We start from the raw sequence: 23,933 nt of genomic DNA, 5'->3' as shown, positions 1-23,933 counted from the left end.
TGTCAGCGCTGGGTATTGCCGTCCAGCGGGTCGACAATGGCCAGTTCTTCTTCGTCCAGGCCGTTGCCACCGCCAATGTCATCTTCATCGACGACCGTAACATCCAGGTCGGCCGGGACGTCTTCGCCTGGCTCGTTCGGTGAGCGGGCGCCGTCTTCATGGATCATGGGTTTCCGGAGACAGATCATCGTCAGTCGAATGATGGTCATCCGTGGAAGCCCCCGTCAGGCCTGCCTCACGCACGCGTTGATCCGGAATTTCATGTTTCAGCTCGCCTTCAGGGATAAGATCGCCGATACGGCCCGGTTCTTCCTCGTCGAAATCGAGTGTTTCCATGGAGCCCATGCGGTCTTCGTTATCGTCGATGGGTTGCGGTTCGGTGGCACCGAACGGACGGCGTGAATCATTCCTGGGAAATCCTCATTTCAGGTGGTCGTAAAAAGTGGACCGGCCATGACTTTGAAGATTCCTTTTTTGTTGACCGTGACTTGAAGGATCTGACACCAGTCCAAGGCTGGGCATCATTATCGAGGCGTCAAAGCATGAACGAGCTACAAGACCTGATTGATAACAATGCACGCTGGGCCGATGCGATAAAGCAGGCAGACCCCGAGTTTTTCGCCAAGCTGGCTCGCCAGCAAACGCCTGAGTTCCTATGGATCGGTTGTTCGGATGCACGTGTCCCGGCCAACGAAATCGTCGGCATGCTGCCCGGCGATCTGTTCGTCCATCGCAACGTGGCCAACGTTGTGTTGCACACCGACCTCAACTGCCTCTCGGTGATCCAGTACGCAGTGGACGTTTTGAAGGTCAAACACATTCTGGTTACGGGCCACTATGGTTGCGGCGGTGTACGCGCGTCCATGCAGGACCGCCAGTTTGGCCTGATCGACGGCTGGCTGCGCACGATTCGTGATCTGTATTACGAAAACCGTGAAGTGCTGGCCAAGCTGCCGACCGAGGAAGAACGTGTCGACCGTCTGTGCGAGCTGAACGTGATTCAGCAAGTGGCCAACGTCGGTCACACCAGCATTGTGCAGAACGCCTGGCACCGTGGGCAGAGCCTGTCTGTACATGGCTGCATCTACGGCATCAAGGACGGTCGCTGGAAAAGCCTCGACGTGACCATCAGCGGTTTCGAGCAGTTGCCGCCGCAGTACCGTCTGCGTCCGCAGGACTGACAGCCGCCCTCAGGTTGCACTATCGCCAGCCAGTCTGTTTTCGTGACCACTGGTTGGCGGCAGGCAGGTCATCACAGCACGAAGCGCTGCACCATCAGGTTCAGATCAGTCGCCAGCATCGACAGCGAATTGCTCGCCAAGGTGGCCTGCTGCGCGCCTGACGCTGTCTGGCTCGACAGGTCGCGGATACTGCTCAGGTTGCGGTCTACTTCAGTCGCGACCTGGGCTTGCTGTTCTGCTGCACTGGCAATCAGCAGGTTGCGGTCGTTGATGGTGGCCGTTGAATGGATGATCACGGTCAATGCTTCGCCAGTTGATGCAGCTTGCTCAAGCGTCAGGCTGGCTTGCGTTGCCGTGTGACGCAACGAACTGGCCGTTTGCTGAGTGTTTTGCTGCACGCCGTTGATCAGCCCTTCGATTTCTGCTGTCGAGGCGCTAGTGCGTTGCGCCAGTGAACGAACCTCATCAGCCACCACGGCAAATCCGCGCCCGGCTTCGCCCGCCCGGGCTGCCTCAATGGCGGCGTTCAGGGCCAGCAGGTTGGTCTGGTTGGCGATTGCGCGAATCACATCGAGGATGCTGCTGATGCTCTGCGTGCGCTCGGCCAGTCCTTCAGCCTGATGCGAGGAGTCCAGCACGTTTTCAGTCAGTTGTTTGATCGAAAGAATCGTCGCCGACAGTTTTTCCTGTCCTTGCGCTGCCGCTTGGGTCGACGCCTGTGATTCGGTCACGGTGCTGCTGGCGTTGCCTGCTACTTCGATGGCCGCTTGACTCATCTGGTTGACGGCGACTGCGGCCTGCTCGATTTCGTTGTTCTGCAATTGCAGATTGAGCTCACTGGCTTCGGCGATGGTGCCCATCTCCTGGACCGACTGCGACAACTGCGTCGCCGCTGCGTATATCTGATCAATCGTGCCGTGCAGGTTGGTGCGCATGCGCCCCAGCGTGATCAGCAACTGCGCGGTCTCGTCCTTGCCATCCGGTATCCGGTGCTCTGTCAGATCACCATCGGCAATGGTGCTGGCAATGTGCAAAGCCTGGCGGACCGGGTGAATGATGCTGACGCTCAGACGCCAGGCCAGCAGCAGGGTCAGAGCCAACACGACGGCGATGACGCTCAGCGCAATGACTCGTGCCTGCTCGTAGCGGGTGCCTGCTGACTCTACGGCGGCGGCAGCGCTCTGTTTGTTCAGCTCGCGCAGCAACTGCACCTGCATGTCCATAAGGTCGCCTTGCAGCGCGAGCATGGTATTGGCCAGCATTCTGGCCTCAGCCAGCTTGTTCTGCTCGATCAGCGTGATCTGATCCTGCAAGCCGGGCATGAACGCCTTATAGGCATCCTGCAACGCGACGATAGAGTCATGTTCAGTGCCCGATTGAACGCGCGCAAGGTATTCCGAGAAACCTTTCTCGACTTCGTTCTTGAGCTGTTCGACATTGATCTTGCTGTTGATGACCGCACCCGGATCGTCGGCATTGGCGATCAGCCTTGTGGTCTCGCTGCGCAGTTTGACCAGCCCGATGGCGATGGCATCGGCCATGGCGATACTGGGTAGCGCTCCACTCTCAACGGCTTCGCCCTGATTGCGGATCTCCTGCATCTGCAGCAGGCAGAAAGCCCCCAGCGCGACCATCAACAGGGAAGTGATACCAAAACAGATCACCAGGCGCAGGGTGATCCTGAAGCGGCGCAATAGTGCTGGCCTTGTGGTTTGCCGACGCAGGAAACGAGGCATAAATCTTTTCACGGCACACAACCCCTATAAACACACAGACCTCTCGGAGAGCCGTTTATAGGGCAGTTGTGTGATGTCTTTGTGACATCTGATGTTTATGTTTAAAACAGGCAAGCACTCATGGCTTGGGCGCGCCGATTTCCTCCATCAGTTCATCCAGAAAGCGCTTCAGCCGGTCATGCCTGATCTTCGCCATCTGTGTCCCGGTATCGGTTTGAAAGCTGTCGGCGAGGTGCAGCAGCTTGGTATGAAAGTGGTCGGCGGCGAAGTTCATGTCGTCATGCGGGCGCTGGCGGGCATGCGGGTCGTTCGGTTCGTAGAGCCGTCTGCCCATCCGCCCCGATACGTAAAAGGTTCGAGCCACGCCGATCATGCCCAGAGAATCCAGACGGTCGGCGTCCTGCAGAATTCGGGCTTCCAGCGTCAACGGGGTTATCGCCGCCGAAAAACTGTGTGCTTCGATAGCATGGGCAACCGAAGCGGTACTTTCTTCGTCCCAACCCATCTCGGTAAGCAATTCGCTAGCCCGTGCTGCCGCCAGTCGCGAAGCGCTGGAGCGAAACGGTGAATCTTTCTCGACCGAAACACAGTCGTGTAACAGTGTGGCGGCGATCAGTACACGGGCATCGCCGCCTTCCCGGTCACGGATGGCGCAGACGTTTTTCCAGACACGCAGCAGGTGCGAGACGTCGTGCGCGCCATCGATTTTCTCTGCATGAGTGTGCGGGATCAGCAGGCTGGCCAGATCCTGAAACGGGGCGAAGCTGGCGGCGGTCATGCGATGGTCCTCAGGCGTCTGTGCGGGTATCAGCATTACAGACAATTCCGCCTGATAAAACCCTGTCACTGGTCAAGAATATGGCTGATCTGGCCGGCAAGCAGGCCTGCGCCCTTGGCGTTGAGGTGATTGAAGTCCTTGTAGTACGAGTTCATGTCGCCAATCAGGCATTGCTTGTCCTTGCAAAAGGCTTCATCCAGGGTGATCAACCTGATCTGCTTCGCCTGGCTGGCGTGCAGGAACAACTCGCGAGTGAAGCGTTGCAACAGAGCATGTTTTTCCACCGGCACCGACAGTTCACTGACCCGCTGCAGCTTCTGCGCATCACTGTCCGAGGCGTCCCGGGCCAGGCGGTAGTAGAGACTCTCGGGGTTGATCAATTGCTGCGGCACCTGCGCGACGATGAATATCTTGGTGCCGATACCGCGGTAGGCCTTTATCGTGGTTTCAAGTGCCTGCCTGAACACTGCTCGTGAGTTTTCCCGGTTTTTTTCCGGGTGGCTACGGGAGGTCAGGAAATACTTGCTCATCTTGCGCTCACCGTAATCGCCGTCGGTGTACAGCGTCCAGCGTGCCACCAGCACGACCTTTTTGATCTGACGCTGCTTCACGTATTCAAACTCGCGATTGGCCAGCGCCTCGCATACCCCGGCGGGGTAGTTGCCGTTGGCGACATCCACGCCGAGCAAGGGCAGGCAACCGCCCAGACCGATATGCGCGACGGTTCTGCCCTGATCCCGCGCAGCGGCGTCAAACGTCGATAACAGCGCTTCGGAATGGCTGTCACCAAACAGGGCCATCTCCGGTACGACGTTGCTGTCGGCAAGACCGAACAGGCAAAAATCGACATTCCAGCCTTGGCTATCAAGGTTCCGGTCGCATTTTTCGCGTATCTGCGGGTCGACAAATGCCTGATGCATCGCCGGATCGACAGCGAAGCGCTGGCTAAAGCCATTATTGAGATAGCCGACCAGCCCCAGCGCGACAAATAGCGTGGAAGCAACGCCTGCCGAGGCGAAGATCTGACGACGGTTGAATGCGCCGGCCTTGCGAAAAGGCTGCTCGACGAAGCGCCAGCTCAGCCAGGCCAGCAGCAGCGACAGTACGGTCAACGCCAGCATCAGCGGCAGGTCCGGCTCAATCAGGCTGCGCTGACGAGCGAAGGCAAAGACGGGCTGATGCCAAAGGTAAGCGCTGTAACTGATCATGCCGATCAGAACCGGTACTCGTGAACTCAGTGCTCTGTCGACCCAGGTCTGACCATTGGCGAAGACAATGATCAACGCCGCGCCCAGCACAGGCACTAGCGCGTTGAGGCCAGGGAAAGGTGTACTGCTGTCAAAAAAAACTACGGCATAACCGATCAGCAGAATGCCCAGCAGCGTCGCCGCCTGATCGAGATGGCCGGCGCTATCGACGCTGCGCGGGCACCAGGCAAAGTAGAAGGCGATGAACGAGCCCGTCAGCAATTCCCAGGCGCGTGCAGGCAGCAGATAAAAAGCGTTGCTGGCGTTATGACGCGCCCCCAGCTCCGCCAGCGCAAGGCTCGCCAGGGCAGCGGCGATCAGCAGTACAACCAGCCACTTGCGGCCCATGCTCCAGGCCAGCATCAGTAGCGGCGGAAAAAACAGGTAGTACTGCTCCTCTACTGCGAGCGTCCAGGTGTGCAGCAAGGGTTTGAGTTCAGCGGTTGCGTCGAAATAGCCGCTTTCCAGCCAGAACAGTACGTTGGATGAGAAGGTCGGCACCGCCACCAAGCTCTTGGCGAAGTATTTCAGGTCAGAAGGGTCGAGCGTCAACCACGCGACAGGCAGGCAGACCAGCATCATCACGAACAACGCTGGCAGAATGCGCCGGGCGCGCCGTTCGTAGAAATCGATCAGCGAGAATCTGCCATTGAGCATCTGCGCAAGAATGATCGAGGTGATCAGATAGCCAGAGATCACAAAAAAGATGTCGACCCCTACGAATCCACCGCTGAATAACGGCAAACCCGCGTGATACAGGATGACCGGGATCACCGCGAGCGCGCGCAAGCCATCGATTTCGGGTCGATAGCCGAGCGCCGGGTTATGAGGAATGCCCATGAAGTGTGCTCGATACATGAAGTGGTGAAAGGCGGCAAATGCGCGCTGCAATAGCTACCGCCAGCGCGAGGAGCAGGCGTCGGGGATGAAGGACCAGAAGGGAATTGCAGGAGAGAGTGGTGTATTTTTTAGTTCAGGTATTCGCTTCTGTCCAATGTCGGAAGCCGGTTTATGACGACAGATAAGTCTCTTCCCACCTGAAACAGGAAAAGCCCTTTATAATGCATGGTTTTACCCTCCTCGATGCGAGAACCATTGTGAGCTTACCGTCCTGCCCGAAATGCAATTCCGAATACACCTACGAAGACGGCAGCCTGCTGATCTGCCCGGAATGCGCCCATGAATGGTCTGCAGATGCTGCTGGCGCCGATGCAGCCGACGACGTGAAAGTCATCAAGGACTCCACGGGAAATGTGCTGCAGGACGGCGATACCATTACCGTGATCAAGGACCTGAAGGTCAAAGGCTCTTCGTTGGTGGTCAAGGTCGGTACCAAGGTCAAGAATATCCGTCTGGTCGATGGCGATCACGATATCGACTGCAAGATCGACGGCATTGGCGCAATGAAGTTGAAGTCCGAGTTCGTTCGCAAGGTTTGATTCAGCCGGCTAATTGCTGACCTGAACGCCTCGCCGGTCTCGACTGGTGGGGCGTTTACCTTATCGGCAGGTCATGGCTTCGGCCTGTCGCAACAGATGCGCTTCTCTTGCCGAACAGGCGAATGCCGGGTTGATAGCACCGCGCAAGTGATCACCGGTGGTCACTTGTAAAGACTGATACCGGTGGACGGGTTGTGATCCACCGGAGTGGTCCGTAGAATTCGTTGTATCTGGCTGTATCCCCATATCCACAATAATCTACTTTTCACACTGCGCCCGGTCATGACTGTCGAGCGGAGCGTTTTTGCGTTGATTTTTCAGTGGGGCGAGCCGTGGTTTTCCTTACAGGTGCCATGTGTGTTGTTGATGCATGGTGGTCGGCCATCGGGTCGTAACATTTTTAGAGCGTTGTACATTCTTGATAATCACACCTCCTGAAGAACACACCGGTAGCTGGCTTGGCGTACTCGCGCTGGCGCTGGCCGCTTTCATCTTCAATACCACTGAATTCGTGCCAATCGGCCTGCTGAGTAATATCGGCCAGAGCTTTGACATGACGACAGCGCAGGTCGGCCTGATGCTGACGATCTATGCCTGGGTCGTGTCGCTGATGTCACTGCCGATGATGCTGGCCACGCGCAATATCGAGCGGCGCAAGCTGCTGATGTTTGTGTTTGGCCTGTTTGTGGTCAGTCATATTGTTTCCGCAATGGCCCCCAGTTTCGCGATTCTGTTGGTGAGTCGTGTCGGCATCGCGTTCGCGCACGCGGTGTTCTGGTCAGTCACGGCGTCTCTGGCTGTGCGCATCGCTCCGCCCGGCAAACAGGTTCAAGCGCTCGGCTTGCTGGCGACCGGTACATCGCTGGCGATGGTGCTGGGCATTCCGCTGGGGCGCGTGCTGGGCGAGGCGCTGGGCTGGCGCACTACGTTCCTGGGTATCGCCGGGGTCGCTGCGCTGGTGGTCTTTCTGGTCGCCCGCAGTCTGCCGTTGTTGCCCAGTCAGAACTCCGGCTCACTGCGCAGCCTGCCGATCCTGTTCAAGCGTCCGCGTCTGATGGCCATCTACATCCTGACCGCGATAGTGGTAACGGCCCATTTCACGGCTTACAGCTACATTGAGCCCTTCACGCAGACCGTGTCCCGGCTCAGTGGTGAAATGACCACTGTATTGCTGCTGGTCTTCGGTGGTGCAGGGATCATGGGCTCTATCGTGTTCAGTCTGTTCAGCGATCGTTTTCCAAACGGCCTGTTGATTACCGCCATCGGCACGCTTGCCCTGTGTCTGCTCATGCTGTTGCCGCTCTCAGGTGACGCGACAGCGCTCGGGACGCTGACCGTGATCTGGGGCATGGCAATCATGTGTTTCGGGTTGACCTTGCAGGCGCGCGTGCTCTCGCTGGCACCGGATGCGACCGACGTGGCGATGGCGCTGTTCTCGGGCATCTTCAATATCGGTATTGGTGGCGGTGCGCTGCTGGGCAGCGTGGTCAGCAGTCAGCTTGGGGTGGCGGATGTCGGCATTGTCGGTGGCCTGTTGGCCCTTGGCGGGTTGGGGCTTTGCTGCTTTACAACGTACCACTTCGGCAAAATCCCGCCTGCTGCCGAGGTGCAGGCCGAGAGTAAATAGAGCACGCATAAAAAAGCTCGCTGACCGTGCAAGGCGATCAGCGAGCTTTTTGTTCTGGCCTCGGCGTCAGGCTTTAAGCCGGCCCAGCCATTCCAGCGACGTTCTCCAGATACAAATTCCGAGAAAATACGCCGACATCGCCAGCCACAGGCCCATGACCACAGGGCCATTGTGCGGGTGGTTGATGATCAGCAGCGCGCTGGACAACAACCACACGGTGGTGACTGCGATGTTGATCGGCATGAAACGACGCACGCGGAACGGGTGCAGGAACTTCATGCGGGTCAGGGTCAGCAATGCCAGGGCGATGATGGTGATGAACGTCAGCCACGGCGCGGGCGACAGAATGTAGAGGCACAGGGCGACTACGTTCCATGCGGCGGGAAAGCCCTGAAAGTAGTTGTCCTTGCTTTTCATGTCGACGTTGCAGAAGCAGAACAGCGACGACACCAGAATCACCGATACGCTGAGCAGCAACGTGTAATCCGGCACCGGTATGTAGCGATAGATGAACAGTGCCGGAATGAACACGTAGGTCAGATAGTCGATGACCAGGTCCAGCACCGAGCCATCGAAGTGCGGCAGTACCGACGTGGTATTGACCTTGCGAGCCAGTGAGCCGTCTACGCCATCCACGATCAGGGCAGCGCCCAGCCACAGCAGGCAGGCTTTGGGTTCGTTGTTGAATAGTGCAATGGTAGCCAGGAACGCAAGGACGACGCCTGTGGCGGTGAAGCCATGCGCGCCCCAGGCGTTGAGTCTGGCTATGCGTTGATTGGTTATCACGGGGGCGCTCTCCAGGAAATAATGCTTGCCAGGGTGTGCCGCAAACCTGACCGGTAGCAACTATCGACCCGGCAATTGCCGATAAGTTTAGCGGTGACTATCCCTTGTTTCCCGGTTGCTTTCCAGAAAACCGCGATCTGTGTCAGACCGTTCGTCTCTATAGTCTTGCGGTTCGACGAAACAGGTAGGCGCGTCACCGTTGGCATTGAGTTGGTTGATCAGGGTGGGCTGGCCTTGTTCATTGAACATTACCTGACCGACACCTGCCGAGTTCCATAAGCGTTCACCGGCCTTGCTGTGCTCGGGCGTGCGCGGAACAACCTTCATCAGGCGGCGCTTGGTGAACCAGTTAAGAGGTGAGCGGGGAGAGTATAACCAGCGATTCAGTCGATCAAAAGTGTCCAGCAGACGACGGGGAAATTCATTCTTGATGCCACTGCTGGTGATTTGCCAGATGTGAGGCCCGCCACTGCGTTGACGGATCAGGATTTCGTAGACGAACGAGTAATGCACATCACCTGACAGAATCACGTAGTTGCCCGGAGTTCTGGAGTGGCGAAAGATGTTCAGAATAACGTTGGCTGCGCCACGATGCGCCATCCAGTTTTCCGCGTCGACCAGCAACGGATAGCCGCACCAACTGAAGACACGCTGTATCGCCTCAATTAACTTGACGCCGAACACGGGGGCAGCTGACACGATAATCGCCGATTTGTGATCGATCAGCTCCTGTTGCAGTTCACTGAGTGCTTCCCAGTCCAGCAGGCCGGACGGGTGATTGAAATTGGATTCGCTGCGCCAGCGCCGGGTGCGCGTATCCAGTACCACCAGCGCCGGGCTGGTTGGCAGAACGTAATGCCACTGTTGAAACTTCAGCAATTGATCGATCAGCGCGTCCTGGGCCGGGCTGTCCAGCCAGTTATCCTTGCGCACAGCCGCTGCACTCAGTTCATGTGCCTGCCGGACCAGGTCATTGAGTGCGTCGGGATTGTTGCCCCAGCCCTGACAGAGCAGATAGGCGAGCAGGGCATTGCCGATGATGCGTTTCGAGAAAGGATGGCCGTACGCGGTTTCCTCCCAGTTTGCCGACAGGTTCCAGTCATCGGTGATGTCATGGTCGTCAAAAATCATCATGCACGGCAGGTGAGCCATCGCACGCGCCACGCCTTCAAGCCCCGCAGTGAAATCCTCGACCAGTTGCTGCTCTCTGGCATAACGCTCGACTTCGTCGGCCTCCAGATGCGGCGTGCCGGGTTCGATCAGGGTCCAGGGCGTGGGCGACCAGACCAGCAGGTACATCGCCACCACTTCTGCCAGAGTGACCAGATGGTTATCCGCAGTGCTGCTGGTAAATACCGGCTTGCTGGTGCCACCAAAGAACCGCTCACGCAGCGTGTCATTGCTTTTCAGAGCGGGCAGCAGGTCGGCACGCTGGTAATAGCTGGCCGGGTGCGCATAAAGGCTGGTGCTGTCATCGACTACTGCACCGTCGAGTTGCTCATCGAACAACCCCAGCCGTTCGATCAGCACATGAATGGCGCGCAACATAGGCCCGGCGACATCGTCGGCGTAGATCTGATCGCCGCTCATCATCAACAGCGCAGGGCGTTGCAACGGGTCTTCGGTGCCGACCAACAGGCGATCCACGCAGAGCAGTCCATCGGCCGCGCTGTGGTGTGGCTTGCGGCACGAGCCATGCAAGAGCTGATCAATGCTGCTGCGCACCACGAAATTCGGATAACGGGCACCGTCGTACAGCAGGTGCGGCGCCCACTCGGCGATACCGCCCGGTTCGCCATCTACCAACAGGTCGTAATCAATCCAGGTGTCCAGGGGCAGCTTGGCCTCCAGTTGCAGGTCGATCAGATGAATGAATGCGTGGCGACCCACCGCGATGACCTGACATCGCTGGCCAGTCAGTGAATGATCGGTAAAACCGCGCGCGGCATTATCGGCGTCATGGCGCAGACGCAACGTGAGGTTGAGCGGGCGCGAGCCCACCAGCCATAACACCAGGCGGCCGGCTTCCTGACGGCGTAACAGCGGGCCGGCGAGGATGGACGGTAACGGAGCAGGTTGTTCGGCGGGCGAAGACGGCATCCTGATTCAAGACTCTGACTGATCGTAGGCGGGAAATACTAACGCAGTCAGTGTGGAAAGTTCTTGTTACACAGATGCACCGTGGTCCCCAGCCTGTTTCAAAGCATTGCACCAGAGAGTTGGAGCATCGAGCGCCAAATCGGATGAATGCCCCTTCAGTGGTATGCAATGTTGCCGATAGCCACTTTCATACAGAGCCTGAAGTTGCCGGTTCCCGTGCATCGCTGCTCAGCCTCAGCCAGCTGTTCAAACTAGAGATCTTTCCATGAACTGGTTCTATAACGCCAAGCTATCCACCAAACTGTTTGTTTCATTCGCACTCTGCGCGGTCATTACCCTCGCGGTGGGCATGGTTGCGAGCCGGGGGATTGGTGAACTCGCCACTAACCTGAAACTTGCGTTCTCCAATAACCTGGTATCGGTGTCGAAAACCAACGAGGCGACCACCAATGTGGTCGAGCAGAACCGTGATGTGTATCGCCTGCTTTCGGTAGCCGCTGCCAATGCACCGCAAAGCGCCAAGGATGAAATTCTCGCCAGCCTTAAAAATAATCGGGCGGAAGCAGAAAAGGCCTATGCCACCTATCGCGCAACGCCGCTTGAAGATGACGAGCGCGCTGCGGGCGATCAGATGGACAAGGACTGGCCCGTCTATCAGGCACTGGTCGATCGTGCTGTGACCGTGGCTTTTTCCGGAGATGTGGCAGCGGCCAGCGCGCTGGTCGAGGGTGACGTTCGCAAAGCCTACCTGACGGTGATGGACGAACTGAACATCATGGTCGGCTCCAACAACCGTCAGATAGGCGAAGGTGCAGTCGCCGCTGAAAAGACCGAGTCCTCAGCCAACCTCAATCTGTACCTGGGTATCGGCGTTGCCTTCGTCGCTGCGTTTGTTTTGGCGCTGTTTATCAGTCGTGTCATCAGCTCACCCATTTCCTCTGCGCTTGCCAGTGCACAGCGCATCGCGGGTGGTGATCTGACCCAGCCGATTGTCAGCACCCGTCGTGACGAAGCTGGCCTTATGCTCGCCGCGCTGAGTGACATGCAGACCAGCCTGAAAAGCACCATCGGGCAGATTTCCAGCGCCGCTGATCAGCTTGCTTCAGCTGCTGAAGAGCTTAATGCCGTTACCGAAGAGGGTAGCCGTGGCCTGACGCGGCAGAACGACGAAATCCAGTTGGCTGCCACGGCTGTTACCGAGATGACGGCTGCCGTCGAGGAAGTGGCGCGTAACGCGATGTCTACCTCTGATGCTTCAAAGCGAACCAGTACCGAAGCGGCTACCGGACGTGATCAGGCTCGTGAGGCGGTCAGTGCGATCAACAACGTCAGCGCCGAGATCAGCAGTTCTACTTCGATGGTCGAAGAGCTTGCCGGGCGTGTTCGCGAGATTGGTCAGGTGTTGGACGTGATCCGAGGTATTGCCGAACAGACCAACCTGCTGGCCCTCAACGCCGCTATCGAGGCAGCGCGTGCAGGCGAGCAAGGCCGCGGCTTTGCCGTGGTGGCCGATGAAGTGCGTGCCCTGGCTGCTCGTACCCAGGCGTCCACCGGTGAAATCGAAACCATGATCGGCAGCGTTCAGGCCAGTGCCGATCAGGCTGTGCGAGCCATGGGCAACAGCCGCACCCTTGCCAGCAATACTCAATCCCTGGCTCAGGCCACTGGCCAGTCGCTGGAGCGCATTGCGCAGAGCATTGCCGAGATCAATGATCGCAACATGCTGATTGCTACGGCGTCCGAAGAGCAGTCTCACGTTGCGCGCGAGGTGGATCGCAACCTGGTCAATATTCAGGACCTTTCCACCCAGACCGCTGCCGGCGCTCACCAGACCAGCGCTTCCAGTCAGGAGCTGTCTCGTCTGGCGATTTCCTTCAACAACCTGGTAGGCAGGTTCAAAGTCTGACGCAGGCGTCAGGACGTTGTAGACGGCAGGCGCTTCTGGAAAAAGAAGCGCTTGTTGCCGGGCGGATAATCGTCGATCTGGCCAAACTCGGTGTAACCGTGGCGACGATAGAACCCGGGCGCCTGGAAGTCGAAAGTGTCCAGCCAGATCCCTACACAGCCTTTCTCGACCGCAAGGTCCTCAGCCATCTGCATCAAACGCGAGCCCATACCTTGCCCCCGGGTTTGCTCCGGCACCACCAGCAGCTCAATGAACAACCATTGATAAAGAATGCGTGCGTGCAGGCCACCGAGAATTTCCCGGGTCTGATCATCGCGAATGAACATTGCCACCTTCTCGGCCTTGCCGTCACCCGCCTGCTCGGCGTTAAAGCGCTTGAGGGGTTCCAGAATCGCCAGGCGATCTTCTTCTGTAGGATTGCTATTGACGTCAATGTGAACGCTCATGCGCTGGCTCCTGGCCTTGGTTTGCGCGACGAGCTTAAGGCGGCAAGGATGTGGGGTAAAGCCAGGCCCTGCAAAGCGTTATTTCACGCAAAGCACACGCAGTTACGCCCGGCGCGTTTAGCGGCGTAGAGGGCATTGTCGGCAGCGCTGATCAGGTGGTCGGCAGTGGTCTGCGGCGCGGTTGCGCAAGCGACCCCCAGGCTGACAGTCACGAACGCGCTTTCGCCCAGCACCGGGTGCGGCAGCTTGAGCGCCGCGACAGCGGCCTGCAGGGCGTCGGCCATTTCTCTGGCCTGTCCAGCATTGCCATTCATCAGAACCAGAACCTCTTCACCGCCGAAGCGAAACGCCACGGCACCGTTTTCATGTGCGCTTTGCTGGATTTTCTGACAGAGCAACTTGAGGCAGGTATCACCTTGTGGGTGCCCATAGTTGTCGTTGTAGGATTTGAAGTGATCGATGTCCAGCAGGATGATGGCCACATTCGCCGGTTTTTTGCGCGCGCGTTCCCAGACCGAGGTCATCACTTCGTCCTGATAGCGTCGATTGAACAGGCGGGTCAAACCATCGGTGCGTGCGAACTCCATCAACTGCACTTGCAGCAGGCGTCCGCGAAGCGCGAACAGGTAGCTCATGCGGCTGGCGCGCTCCAGAAAATACGAAGCCATCAACAGCAGCGCTACCGTGGAGACGAACAGCACTGCATTGGCCTGCCAGATCACAAAGTTCGCGAAATTGGCAATGTAGGTTGTCACCAGCTGGATGATCAGCATGCATGACATCGCGGCGGCTGCATGGCGAAGAGGCAATTGCTGGATCATGGTGCAATAGACCATGATCAACAGCATGCCCAGTTGATAAAAGATTTGATACGGGCTCTGGCTGTGAATCATCACCAGCATGGGCATGAGCGAGCACAGTACCGTCGCGACTCCAGCGGTCGTTTCCATTGCCCAGCGGGTAGAAAAGCGTTGCGCCAGCACTAACAGCACAATAAACATCGGCGTGATCAGGCACAGACGCCCCAGCGCCACGTAGACAAACACATCCCGCAGAATCAACCAGTCACTGATCAGAAACAGGTTGTAGACCAGGCTGCCACCAATCCCCACTGCCGTCAGGAATTCACGCCGCTGTGGCCTGGTTTCCGCCTGGTAGCGTCGCTCAAGCACACGGCTGAAGCGCAACGCACCCACACCCGAAGTAATCGTCTGCTCAACCTCCGCGAGGAGTTGTGCATCTTCAGGGCTGGGGCGTTCAAGAGCGGAAACGAGCATGTGACACCGGAACATTAACATCGAGAGATACTAGGACATCATGAATGATGTCCTAGTGCTATCAGTGTGTGGTGTGTGGGTCCTGAAGTCGACCGGCGGTTCCTGTCGACTTTCCGGCAAGGCGTCAGGACGACTGCTGTTCTCCTTTTGGTCATCTGCGCTAGGGTAATCGCACGGTGAGAGCGGTAAACCGCACGGCTTACTTATTCTGTTCTGATATTTGTTCGGAGCAGCTCGCAAACAGAGACTCTTGAAATGACTGCTTGCACATCAGATTCCGCATCTATAGTGATCATATGCTTCGACTCAAACGCTGTGGGTTGCCTTCGAAGCGAGCGTGCCGAGCGTCCCGAATGTACCTCGGCATAATGAATGAAGTCGCGTCAGCCCGGACCGGAATCCCCTATTTATGAATGCACCTAGAGAATCTGTAATTATCACGGGTATCACTGGCCAGGATGGCGCTTACCTGACTCAGTTGCTGCTGGAAAAAGGTTATACGGTTTACGGCACCTACCGCCGCACCAGCTCGGTCAACTTCTGGCGTCTTGAAGAACTTGGCGTGGCCAGCCATCCGAATTTGCATCTGGTTGAGCATGACCTGACTGACTTGAGTGCCAGCATTCGCTTGCTGCAAAAAGCCGAGCCCACCCAGATTTACAATCTGGCGGCGCAGAGCTTTGTTGGTGTTTCCTTCGACCAGCCGATAACGACTGCTGAAATTACCGGCCTGGGCGCAGTCAACCTGCTTGAAGCGATACGCATAGTGAACCCGAAAATACGCTTTTATCAGGCGTCCACTTCTGAAATGTTCGGCAAGGTGCAAGAAGTCCCACAGGTCGAAAGCACCTCGTTCTATCCTCGCAGTCCTTATGGTGTGGCCAAGCTTTACGCGCACTGGATGACGATCAACTATCGGGAGTCGTATGGGATCTTCGGTGCCAGCGGCATTCTGTTCAATCACGAGTCCCCTCTGCGGGGAAAAGAGTTTGTCACCCGCAAAATTACCGATTCTGCCGCACGTATTTCACTGGGTATGTCACAACTTCTGGAGTTAGGAAATCTGGATGCCAGACGTGACTGGGGTTTTGCCAAGGAGTATGTCGAAGGCATGTGGCGCATGCTGCAAGCTGATGAGCCCGACTCATTCGTACTGGCGACCCATCGATCCGAAACCGTTCGAGACTTTGTGGCAATGGCCTTCAAGGCTGTCGATATTGACCTGGAGTGGAAAGGTAGCGCAGAAAACGAAAAGGGCATTGATGCGGCCACGGGCAAAGCCCTTGTTCAAGTCAACCCAAGATTCTATCGCCCCTCTGAAGTGGAGCTGCTTATCGGCAACCCTGAAAAAGCCAGGAAGGTGCTTGGGTGGGAAGCGAACACTAGTCTCGAGCAGCTATGCCGGTTGATGGTGGATGCCGATCTGAAGCGTAACCAGCAGGGAACATCGTTTTAAGCGTCCCTCTTTCATACTCTAGTAGGTGTAGAGTGGGTGTTTCAGGCGTTGTTGATCGCAACGCCCCTCACGCATAAAAACCGGTAGCTCAAGCCTTTGCAGCTACCTCATCACGCCAGTAATCCAGCAGTGTTGTGAGTGTAGACTGCAGCGTTGTGGTGGGCGTCCAGCCAGTGACTTTCTGGATAGCGGAGTTATCACCGAACGCGCAGGGGATGTCAGATAAGCGCATTCGTTCGGGATCGTTTATCACATCGATCCTCTCTGAGCTCAGTGCCATGAGCTGACTCAGTATTGCCTCGATACGGACGGGTTCGCCGCTACAGATGTTCAGGCATTGAGGATAGGCTTCCTGCCTGGTGTCCATGTCCAGCAGGGCGACGTAGGCATTGCACACATCACGCACATCGAGAAAGTCTCGCGCCGCTTGCAAGTTGCCGACTTTCAACTGTGGTGCTTGCTTGCCTGCTTCTATCAAGGCGATCTGACGAGCAAATGACGCGGTCGCGAAGTCAGCCGATTGCCTGGCGCCAATGTGATTGAACGGACGTACGACAATGCCGTTCTGGCCACGACGAAAGTATTCATGAAAGGCCGCTTCGGCAGCAAGTTTGCTGGCGGCATAGGGGTTCATGGGTTTGCAGACACTGTTTTCGTCGAGCGCAATACCCTGCTTGAATGCCTCGCCGTAAACTTCCGATGAGCTGACAAACAACACAAATGCCTGAGGGGCCTTGCGTTGCAATGCCTGTAGAAGGTTTACGCTGCCCATGACGTTGGTTTGCCAGGTGGCCAGAGGGTCCTGGAAACTGGTAGGCACATGCGTAATAGCCGCCAAATGCACAACGTGAGTGGGATTTGCCTGAGACACCACTTGCTCAAGGCCAGCGGCATCGCGAATGTCACAATGCAGCGATTCAGCCGCATAAGCGGAGCGGGGAGAGTCAGGGCTCACCAATGCAATAACATGGTGCCCGGCGTGCTGCAGCGCACGGCACAGCATCTGCCCGACGAAACCGTTTGCACCGGTGATCAGAATGCGTCGCATCATTGAGGGTCCTTAATGGCGTTGCTGCAAGCAAGTGAGTCTAGCAGGCAATAGCTGGTCAATCCGTTGTGACCTATGGCACCTGCATTTTGTTTCGCCTTGCACATTCGTCATCAGCCTGCCCATTCAAGGTTCTGCAATTGCAGGCTCCGGTCATGCGGGCAACCCACATCAGTTCAATCTGCCATCATCAGACGAAACGCCTTAATCCCGTCTACGCTTACGCCGATACATACGTACAACCCACTACTGGTGCCGTCATGTTCAACACTCGCTTGAAAAAGGAATTACAGGCACAACACGCCGAATTATCGATGTATCGGCAAATGCAGAAAGGGATGGACGCGCGCATGGTGTCGTTGAGTCTGGACGCCAGCAATCGCATTGCCCATGCCAATGACAACTTCCTCAGGGCTCTCGGTTACACCGCCGAGCAGTTGCAGGGCAAGGATCTGGACCAGATGGTGCCGACCTACGTCAAACAACTCGATTGCTACCGTAACCTCAAGCTGGCGGTGCAGAAAGGCGAGTCGGTGATCGACAACTACCGTTTTCTGCATGCCGACGGCAGCCTGGTGTGGGTTCGCGCCATGTGGCAGCCGGTTCTGGATGACCAGGGCAAGCTGATGACGTTGCAATGCTACGGTTCGGATATCACCCAGACCGTCGAGACCGCTGCCGAGAACTCTGCGTTCATTCAGGCATTGCTGCGCTCAACCGCTGTGATCGAGTTCGATCTCGGCGGCCATGTGCTCACGGCCAATGATCAGTTTCTGCGGGGTATGGGTTACAACCTGGCGCAGATCAAGGGCAAGCACCACCGCATGTTCTGTGATCCGGTTGAAACTTCACTGGCTCCGTACCGGGAGTTCTGGGCGATGCTCAACCGCGGCGAGTTCGTCGCTGGGCGCTTCAAACGTATCGACAGCAGCGGGCGTGAGGTCTGGCTGGAGGCCACTTACAATCCGGTCCACGATGCTCAGGGCAAGCTCTACAAGATCGTCAAGTTCGCCACGCTGGTGACCGATCAGGTGGCCCGCGAAGATGAAGTCAGTCAGGCGGCCAGCGTGGCGTTCGAAATCTCCCAGCAGACCGACGTCAGCGCCCAGCGTGGCGCGGATGTGGTGCAGAACACTGTGCAGACCATGCGCAAGATATCCGAAGAGATGCAGTCGGCGTCGTCGGGCATCGAAGCACTGGGCAAGCAGTCCCTGTTGATCAGCTCCATTGTGCAGACCATCGGCGGCATCGCCCAGCAGACCAATCTGCTGGCACTCAACGCAGCCATCGAGGCCGCGCGTGCCGGTGAGCAGGGCAGGGGCTTTGCGGTGGTCGCCGATGAAGTCCGCCAACTGGCCGGTCGCACCAGTGCAGCGACCGAAGAAATCGTTAACGTTGTGCAGCAGAACCAGGCGCTGGCCGACGAGGCCGTGCGCGGCATGGCCAACAGCCGCACTCAGGCGGAACAGGGGCTGGCACTGGCCAACGAGGCAGGCGCGGTGATCGTCGAGATTCAGGAGGGCGCCAAACAGGTGGTGGGTGCGGTGGGGCGGTTTGCCAATCAGTTGAAGTAGCGCCTGATGTCACTGGCGGTGTTTCAGGTGTTGCAGGGCACTGAAGACCGGCAGCACCTGATAGCTCTGGCATCATTTTGGGACGGCAGGCAGAATGCGCCGCAGTTGGTCGGTGGTCACATTCGCACTCATGTGTTGTGAACCACTGGTTCCACTCTGACAAGGATTGGTTGGATGCTGCTTGCTGTACTTACGGTTCTCAATGCCCTTTGCCTGCTCGGTGGCTTGTTGTTCAACGCAGAGTTGTTGAACAAGGCCGGCGCCGATATTCCCCTCAAAAACCTGCAGGCGCTGGAAATATACGGGCAGAGCCTTGCCGCAGTGAGCGTGTGCCTGGCCGCCTGGCGCGTGTGTATCTGGGCCCATGGAAAATTGGGATATCAGCAGCATCTCATGCGCTCCATCCTGCTCAGTACCGTGGTACTGGCCCCGCTGACCTGGTGGGTTCAGGGTGTGGTCCCGGACGCGATTGCTGAAGCGTTTCCAGCCGATCTCCGGGTTTACAGCCTTTACGCCTACGTGACAAAAAAAGGCCTGCTCTACGATTCGGTGCAGATACCCGGCATTCCCTATCAGGAATATCGCGACAAGGGCGAGGGCAAGGCATTCATCGCCAACCTTGGCGTACTCATGAGTGTTCAGGGCTCGTATGTCGAGCAGATTGGCCACAATTTTCAGGGCTTCGCCCAAACCGTTTTCAAGGGCTATACCCGACGCAATGCCGATAGGCTCTACAGCCGTTTGCAAGCGGAAGTCATCCCGGTCTTTGACGATATCGCCCGAGAGTATGCAAAGGTAGAAGCCTTGCGGCGCTCCGGCGTAGCTGGCAATAAACGCAAACCGCTTGCCCTCCCGAACGCAGCTCTGCAACAGGACCCGCCGAGCGCCGAAGACTACGCGTTGGCGATGCCTTCAGGCCTGCGTAGCCGTCAGGCGATGGCCAACACTGCGCAGGTGCGCGGCATGGCGCGTCAGGTCCTGGGCCCGCTCTATGTAGAGGGAATGGACCTGCTTGCCACGCCCAGTCAGTTCAACACGTACCTCAATGGCATCGCCAGCAACATGGCCAGCGATGTTGCGCGCACTGATGTGCATGGCGCACAGAGCCTGAGTGTCCTCAAAAACATGTGGTTCGTACCTTGGTCGTTGCTGAGCGGTCTTTTCATGGGAGCGCTCAATATCGTCGGGCTGCTGTTGTCCACCGTCGAGCAGCGCGCCTTCATGCAGAAGAGGCTTTTCGCCGTCAGAGCAGCATCGGTGGTTCTGATCGTGATGGTTCCACTGCTCGCCGGCAACGCGATCATTCAATCGCCAGGCTATCGCACTGCGTTCAAGGACATCGAGGCTGGACCGACACTTATGGCCGGTATCTTTCATTGGGCAATGTCTGCAGAAGCCATGTTGTACAACTTGACCAGACCTCTGCTCAACGCCGAGTGAAACGTTTCAAAAGGGAGTAAGCCCCGTGCGCAAGAAATTCGTCGCATCAATTCTGGCGGTAAGCATCGCCACCTCAGTCACCGGATGCGCGCAGATGGGCATCAGCAAGGAACAGGCGGGTACTGTGATCGGCGGCATTGCCGGTCTGGCGGTCGGTGCAACGATGGGCAAGGGCAACGGTCAGATCGCAGCCGCGCTGATCGTTGCAGGCATCGGCGGCTATATTGGTAACCGCATCGGTCAGTTGCTCGACGACAGAGATAAACAGGCACTGGCGCTGCGCACTCAGGAAATTCTGAGTCAGCCCGCAACCTCTGTGGCGCAGCCCACTGCCATCTGGCGTTCCGATCACTCCAATGCAAGCGCCCGGATCACGCCAGGCCCGGAGTTCAAGGCGGTCCGGACCATTGATGTCAAACGCACGCCCAGCATCCAGGGCGTGCCGTCGATGAAGCTGATCAATCAACCCTATGTCACCCGATCTACCCTCAATGTGCGTTCTGCACCGAACATGAGTGCTGACAAGGTGGGCAGCCTGCCGGGCAATACGCAATTCACTGCCGTGGGCTCTACCGGTGACTGGATTCTGGTAGGGCGCAAGGGCGTGACCGTGGGCTACGTGCACAAGGACTACGTGATGACGCAGTCCGATGCCGACACCAGAAAGAGGCTTGCTGCAGTCAGGTTCGATGATATGAACGTAGCGGCCAGTAAAGAGACTGAAGCATTCGATCTGGGCTCAATCTCTTCCTTGCCCTCCGGCAAAACAGCGGCCGAGACTACTTGTCGACCGCTTTCGGTAAGCCTGGAAGCCAACGGTGGCAACACTGAAAAGCAGGAGAACACATTCTGCAGGCAGGCCAATGATACGTGGGAGTTGATTTGAAGCAGGGCCTCTAGCGGGCAGTTAGCGCCGAATAGCTGTTCATCAGGTTGCGGTAGTTCGGGATGCGCTCGGAAAGCAGGTTGCCCAGCCCTTCGATATCGTTGCGCCAGTCACCCTGCAGCTCACAGGCCACCGAGAACCAGTTCATCAGTTGCGCACCTGCCTGCGTCATGCGCGACCACGCGGCTTGTTGAACCGTGGTGTTGAAGGTGCCGGAGGCATCGGTGACCACGAACACTTCAAAGCCTTCAGCCAGTGCCGACAGGGTCGGAAAGGTCACGCACACATCAGTCACGACCCCGGCGATGATCAACTGCTTGCGACCGGTTGCCTTGATCGCTTTTACAAAATCTTCGTTGTCCCAGGCGTTGATCTGGCCCGGACGGGCGATGTATGGCGCGTCGGGGAACATGGCCTTGAGTTCGGGCACCAGAGGGCCGTTGGGGCCTTGTTCGAAACTGGTGGTGAGGATGGTCGGCAGTTCGAAGAAGCGGGCCAGGTCAGCCAGGGCCATGACGTTATTCTTGAACTCGTTCGGCGAGAAGTCCTGTACCAGCGAGATCAGGCCTGTCTGATGATCGATCAGCAGCACGATGGCGTCATCTTTGTTCAGGCGGCTGTAAGGAGCGTTCTTCATTGTCAAGTCCTTTCGTCTGGGTAGGTGAGGTGTGGCGTTCAACGTGGGTTCAGATTAGTAGCTCACCGGAAAGGGAAAAAGCGCCTGACGCGCGTTTTACTGTCTCTTCACAGTGGACAATACTGTCCCAAGTGCTGCCCTCCCCAAGAATCGCCTACCCAGGAACGGCCCCGGCCTTTCCAGCCTCCACCGCAAAGCGCTTGAGCGTCGACACACTGGCAGCGGGGTCGAGCACATCCGATACCACCTGGAAGCGGGTCAGCATCTGCTGCTCGCTGAGGTCCACCGCCACATAGCCACGCTGGCGGCTGTCAAAGAATTTCACGTGGGGGTTGAGCCCCAGAATGCTGTTGAAGGCGTCGAACGGTGGTCCGCTGGAGGTTACCGAGGTGCCGACGAATTCGGTGGCGACGATGGCTGAATCCGGATTGCCTGCCTCGGCGTGCAGGTCGGTGGTCCAGAACGAATGGATACCGCCACCCCAGAACACCGGGTTGCGGGTCTGGTGGCGTTGCAGGGATGCCAGCATGCGCTCGCGTGTCGCCGCGTATCCGTCCCAGCCGTCGGTCCAGTGGCCCAGCGCCTGCGTTTTGAGATTGCGCTGTTCCAGTGGAGCGACCAGCAAGTCCTGGGCAATGACATTCCATTGTCCAGGTGACTCAGCGAAGCTGCGGTCCAGCCAGGCTTCCTGTTCCCAGCCGAGCATGGTGCGTTTCGGGTCACTCAGATCCGGGCAATCGCTGGGCGCTACGTAGCCTCGACGGCTGCCGTTGGCCTGGATGCACGCCTGTTCGGAACGATACTGCCGACCGTCGAGCACATGGAAGCGCGCCAGGCGGCCATAGTCCAGGTTTCGGTAAATACGCATGTCCGATCCTTTGGGCAGGCTGCTGGCGCGCAAGGGCATGTGCTCGTAAAACGCCTGATAAGCGGCGGCTCTGCGACGTAGAAAACTGCCCACCGGAACGTTCGGGTCCTGGGACCACTGCGCGGCGTAGTCATTCTGTACTTCGTGATCGTCCCAGGTGACGATGCTCGGCGCGCAGGCATGCAGCGCTTGCAGGTCCGGGTCGGTCTTGTACTGCGCGTATCGGTTGCGATAGCCCGCCAGGTCCATCGGGTCTGAGGTGGCATGGCGGCGCGGGAACTGTATGTTTGTGGGAGAGACGTTCATTTCATAGATGTAGTCGCCGAGAAAGAACACCATGTCAGGTCGCTCCGCAGCCAGATGCCTGTATGCGCTGAAATATCCCGCCTCCCAATGCGAACACGACACGAAGCCGAACCGTGCCGAGACCATGGCGGTTGCCTGCGGCGCAGTGCAGGCCTGACCCACGGCGCTTTGCGCGCCCAGACCTTCGAACTGATACCAATAGGGACGTCCAGGCTGCAAACCGCTCACTTCAACATGTACCGAATGGGCAAAGCGCGGTTGGGCGGTCGCTTGTCCTGTACGTACTACACGAGTCATCGCTGCATCGCTGGCGATTTTCCAGCGTACTTCGACGGGTTTTTTCAGGCCGCCATCGCCCGTGCCTGTCATCACCTGTGGCACCAGGCGTGTCCAGATCACGAAGCCGTCAGGCAGCGGGTCGCCGGATGCCACGCCCAGCGTGAACGGATAATCGACACCCGCGCTGCGGGCAAACGGGCTGAGGATCGATAGCAGCGTGGCACCGGCCATGCCGGTAATGATGCGTCGGCGATCCGGATTGAAGTCAGTCATTGCGCGGCCTCTGATCGTTCGTACTGCGAGCGCAACAGCCCGAACAGCAACATGTTCTTGAAAACACCGTTCTTCAAAAATGCCTCTTTCATACAGCCTTCATACGACAGTCCGCACTTCTCCAGCACCCTGGCGCAGGCCATGTTGTCGGCAAAGCACTGACCGGCGATGCGGTTGAGGTTCATGACGGTGAAGCCATGCACCAGCAAACCCTGCACTGCCTCGCTGGTGTAGCCTTGATTTCGGTAATCGGCACCGATCCAGTAACCCAGGTTGCCGCTACGATGCGAGGTCGACAGACGCAGTGAGACGACCCCGGTCAGCTCCCCGGTTTCCTGGTTATGAACCCCCAGGCTCAATGTTCGTCCAGCGGCAAATTGTTCCGGTGCATTGGCAATGAATGCCTGTGCATGCTCCAGGGTATAGGGCGAGGGGACTGTGGCCGTCATGCTCGCAATCACGGGGTCGTCAGCCAGTCGCGACAAGGCGCGGGCCTGTTCGGCTCGCAACGGGCAGAGCAATAGTCGTGAGGTGCGGATACTGGGTACATCGAGACGCATCCCGGGTTTTCCGTTGAGTTGAATACTCAAGAGTTGCCGCGTTTCCATGGCGGTTGTGTGACAGCCGCGAGAAACATTTTAGT

General features: G+C 57.7%; 19 protein-coding genes and 1 pseudogene. 8 read left to right on the top strand and 12 right to left on the bottom strand.

The features are described 5' to 3' along the window. Positions 1-2 precede the first annotated feature (2 nt). Positions 3-366 (bottom strand): annotated as a pseudogene (locus RGM3321_RS16465) (serine kinase/phosphatase). Positions 367-542: 176 nt separating this feature from the next. Here RGM3321_RS16465 and can point away from each other — a divergent pair. Continuing rightward, positions 543-1,181 (top strand): carbonate dehydratase, encoded by a 639-nt coding sequence (can, locus tag RGM3321_RS16460; protein WP_244393949.1) that lies wholly within the window; start codon positions 543-545, stop codon positions 1,179-1,181. Positions 1,182-1,252: 71 nt separating this feature from the next. Here the strand turns inward: can and RGM3321_RS16455 are convergent, their stop codons facing one another. The 3 genes from RGM3321_RS16455 to RGM3321_RS16445 all read right to left on the bottom strand — a co-directional run bounded on the left by RGM3321_RS16455 (position 1,253) and on the right by RGM3321_RS16445 (position 5,782). After that, complete coding sequence (locus tag RGM3321_RS16455) at positions 1,253-2,917, bottom strand: methyl-accepting chemotaxis protein (protein WP_244393948.1); 1,665 nt, start codon at positions 2,915-2,917, stop codon at positions 1,253-1,255. Positions 2,918-3,035: 118 nt separating this feature from the next. Beyond that, a complete protein-coding gene (locus tag RGM3321_RS16450) occupies positions 3,036-3,695 on the bottom strand; it encodes an HD domain-containing protein (RefSeq protein ID WP_244393964.1) in 660 nt (219 codons plus the stop codon). A gap of 65 nt (positions 3,696-3,760) precedes the next feature. Then, entirely contained in the window at positions 3,761-5,782 is a 2,022-nt protein-coding gene (locus tag RGM3321_RS16445) for an acyltransferase family protein (protein WP_244393947.1), read from the bottom strand. A 254-nt stretch (positions 5,783-6,036) separates the two neighbouring features. Between RGM3321_RS16445 and RGM3321_RS16440 the strand changes: the two genes are divergently transcribed. Continuing rightward, positions 6,037-6,381: a zinc ribbon domain-containing protein YjdM gene (locus tag RGM3321_RS16440; RefSeq protein ID WP_032613429.1), complete on the top strand. Its 345-nt coding sequence runs from the start codon at positions 6,037-6,039 to the stop codon at positions 6,379-6,381. Between the two features lie 418 nt (positions 6,382-6,799). Beyond that, on the top strand, positions 6,800-8,008 hold the full coding sequence (locus RGM3321_RS16435; protein WP_244393946.1) for a sugar transporter: 1,209 nt from the start codon (positions 6,800-6,802) through the stop codon (positions 8,006-8,008). Between the two features lie 66 nt (positions 8,009-8,074). Here the strand turns inward: RGM3321_RS16435 and pcsA are convergent, their stop codons facing one another. Beyond that, on the bottom strand, positions 8,075-8,794 hold the full coding sequence (gene pcsA / locus RGM3321_RS16430; protein WP_003433808.1) for a phosphatidylcholine synthase: 720 nt from the start codon (positions 8,792-8,794) through the stop codon (positions 8,075-8,077). Between the two features lie 87 nt (positions 8,795-8,881). Continuing rightward, complete coding sequence (locus RGM3321_RS16425; protein ID WP_244393944.1) at positions 8,882-10,894, bottom strand: alkaline phosphatase D family protein; 2,013 nt, start codon at positions 10,892-10,894, stop codon at positions 8,882-8,884. A gap of 265 nt (positions 10,895-11,159) precedes the next feature. Here RGM3321_RS16425 and RGM3321_RS16420 point away from each other — a divergent pair, with 265 nt between their 5' ends. After that, a complete protein-coding gene (locus RGM3321_RS16420; protein ID WP_244393942.1) occupies positions 11,160-12,800 on the top strand; it encodes a methyl-accepting chemotaxis protein in 1,641 nt (546 codons plus the stop codon). Between the two features lie 8 nt (positions 12,801-12,808). Here RGM3321_RS16420 and RGM3321_RS16415 read toward each other — a convergent pair whose 3' ends face one another. Together RGM3321_RS16415 and RGM3321_RS16410 are read right to left on the bottom strand one after the other, a co-directional pair. Next, entirely contained in the window at positions 12,809-13,246 is a 438-nt protein-coding gene (locus RGM3321_RS16415) for a GNAT family N-acetyltransferase (RefSeq protein ID WP_244393940.1), read from the bottom strand. 83 nt (positions 13,247-13,329) lie between these two features. Then, positions 13,330-14,523, bottom strand: coding sequence for a diguanylate cyclase (locus RGM3321_RS16410; RefSeq protein WP_244393938.1), 1,194 nt, complete (start codon positions 14,521-14,523; stop codon positions 13,330-13,332). A gap of 409 nt (positions 14,524-14,932) precedes the next feature. Here RGM3321_RS16410 and gmd point away from each other — a divergent pair, with 409 nt between their 5' ends. Next, the gene (gene gmd / locus RGM3321_RS16405) at positions 14,933-15,979 is read left to right on the top strand and encodes a GDP-mannose 4,6-dehydratase (RefSeq protein ID WP_244393936.1); all 1,047 of its coding nucleotides are present in this window, start codon (positions 14,933-14,935) and stop codon (positions 15,977-15,979) included. Between the two features lie 88 nt (positions 15,980-16,067). Here the strand turns inward: gmd and RGM3321_RS16400 are convergent, their stop codons facing one another. Continuing rightward, positions 16,068-17,027 carry a GDP-mannose 4,6-dehydratase gene (locus tag RGM3321_RS16400; RefSeq protein ID WP_244393963.1) on the bottom strand — a complete coding sequence of 320 codons (960 nt, stop codon included), beginning with the start codon at positions 17,025-17,027 and terminating at the stop codon, positions 16,068-16,070. Between the two features lie 260 nt (positions 17,028-17,287). Here RGM3321_RS16400 and RGM3321_RS16395 point away from each other — a divergent pair, with 260 nt between their 5' ends. From RGM3321_RS16395 to RGM3321_RS16385, 3 genes are all read left to right on the top strand, one after another. Then, positions 17,288-18,601 (top strand): PAS domain-containing methyl-accepting chemotaxis protein, encoded by a 1,314-nt coding sequence (locus RGM3321_RS16395; protein ID WP_279614036.1) that lies wholly within the window; start codon positions 17,288-17,290, stop codon positions 18,599-18,601. Between the two features lie 174 nt (positions 18,602-18,775). Further along, positions 18,776-20,041, top strand: a complete 1,266-nt coding sequence (locus RGM3321_RS16390; RefSeq protein WP_244393933.1) for a hypothetical protein — start codon at positions 18,776-18,778, stop codon at positions 20,039-20,041. 25 nt (positions 20,042-20,066) lie between these two features. Beyond that, positions 20,067-20,927 (top strand): SH3 domain-containing protein, encoded by an 861-nt coding sequence (locus RGM3321_RS16385; protein WP_244393932.1) that lies wholly within the window; start codon positions 20,067-20,069, stop codon positions 20,925-20,927. Positions 20,928-20,937: 10 nt separating this feature from the next. Here RGM3321_RS16385 and ycaC read toward each other — a convergent pair whose 3' ends face one another. The 3 genes from ycaC to RGM3321_RS16370 form a co-directional block, all read right to left on the bottom strand. Further along, positions 20,938-21,564: an isochorismate family cysteine hydrolase YcaC gene (gene ycaC / locus RGM3321_RS16380; RefSeq protein WP_244393931.1), complete on the bottom strand. Its 627-nt coding sequence runs from the start codon at positions 21,562-21,564 to the stop codon at positions 20,938-20,940. A 154-nt stretch (positions 21,565-21,718) separates the two neighbouring features. Further along, complete coding sequence (locus RGM3321_RS16375) at positions 21,719-23,290, bottom strand: alkaline phosphatase D family protein (protein ID WP_244393930.1); 1,572 nt, start codon at positions 23,288-23,290, stop codon at positions 21,719-21,721. Continuing rightward, on the bottom strand, positions 23,287-23,850 hold the full coding sequence (locus RGM3321_RS16370; RefSeq protein ID WP_244393928.1) for a GNAT family protein: 564 nt from the start codon (positions 23,848-23,850) through the stop codon (positions 23,287-23,289). Before RGM3321_RS16370 ends, RGM3321_RS16375 begins: the two co-directional genes overlap by 4 nt. Positions 23,851-23,933 lie beyond the last annotated feature (83 nt).

Source organism: Pseudomonas sp. RGM 3321 (assembly GCF_022836805.1).
Taxonomy (GTDB): Bacteria; Pseudomonadota; Gammaproteobacteria; order Pseudomonadales; family Pseudomonadaceae; genus Aquipseudomonas.
Note: the sequence above shows the minus strand (reverse complement) of the source record. Positions and strands in the feature narration are given on the sequence as shown.

Coding starts and splice junctions, on each gene's coding strand:
- can (WP_244393949.1), top strand. CDS start 543: ATGAACGAGCTACAAGACCTGATTGATAACAATGCACGCTGGGCCGAT.
- RGM3321_RS16455 (WP_244393948.1), bottom strand. CDS start 2,917: ATGCCTCGTTTCCTGCGTCGGCAAACCACAAGGCCAGCACTATTGCGC.
- RGM3321_RS16450 (WP_244393964.1), bottom strand. CDS start 3,695: ATGACCGCCGCCAGCTTCGCCCCGTTTCAGGATCTGGCCAGCCTGCTG.
- RGM3321_RS16445 (WP_244393947.1), bottom strand. CDS start 5,782: ATGGGCATTCCTCATAACCCGGCGCTCGGCTATCGACCCGAAATCGAT.
- RGM3321_RS16425 (WP_244393944.1), bottom strand. CDS start 10,894: ATGCCGTCTTCGCCCGCCGAACAACCTGCTCCGTTACCGTCCATCCTC.
- RGM3321_RS16420 (WP_244393942.1), top strand. CDS start 11,160: ATGAACTGGTTCTATAACGCCAAGCTATCCACCAAACTGTTTGTTTCA.
- RGM3321_RS16415 (WP_244393940.1), bottom strand. CDS start 13,246: ATGAGCGTTCACATTGACGTCAATAGCAATCCTACAGAAGAAGATCGC.
- RGM3321_RS16410 (WP_244393938.1), bottom strand. CDS start 14,523: ATGCTCGTTTCCGCTCTTGAACGCCCCAGCCCTGAAGATGCACAACTC.
- gmd (WP_244393936.1), top strand. CDS start 14,933: ATGAATGCACCTAGAGAATCTGTAATTATCACGGGTATCACTGGCCAG.
- RGM3321_RS16400 (WP_244393963.1), bottom strand. CDS start 17,027: ATGCGACGCATTCTGATCACCGGTGCAAACGGTTTCGTCGGGCAGATG.
- RGM3321_RS16395 (WP_279614036.1), top strand. CDS start 17,288: ATGTTCAACACTCGCTTGAAAAAGGAATTACAGGCACAACACGCCGAA.
- RGM3321_RS16390 (WP_244393933.1), top strand. CDS start 18,776: ATGCTGCTTGCTGTACTTACGGTTCTCAATGCCCTTTGCCTGCTCGGT.
- ycaC (WP_244393931.1), bottom strand. CDS start 21,564: ATGAAGAACGCTCCTTACAGCCGCCTGAACAAAGATGACGCCATCGTG.
- RGM3321_RS16375 (WP_244393930.1), bottom strand. CDS start 23,290: ATGACTGACTTCAATCCGGATCGCCGACGCATCATTACCGGCATGGCC.
- RGM3321_RS16370 (WP_244393928.1), bottom strand. CDS start 23,850: ATGCGTCTCGATGTACCCAGTATCCGCACCTCACGACTATTGCTCTGC.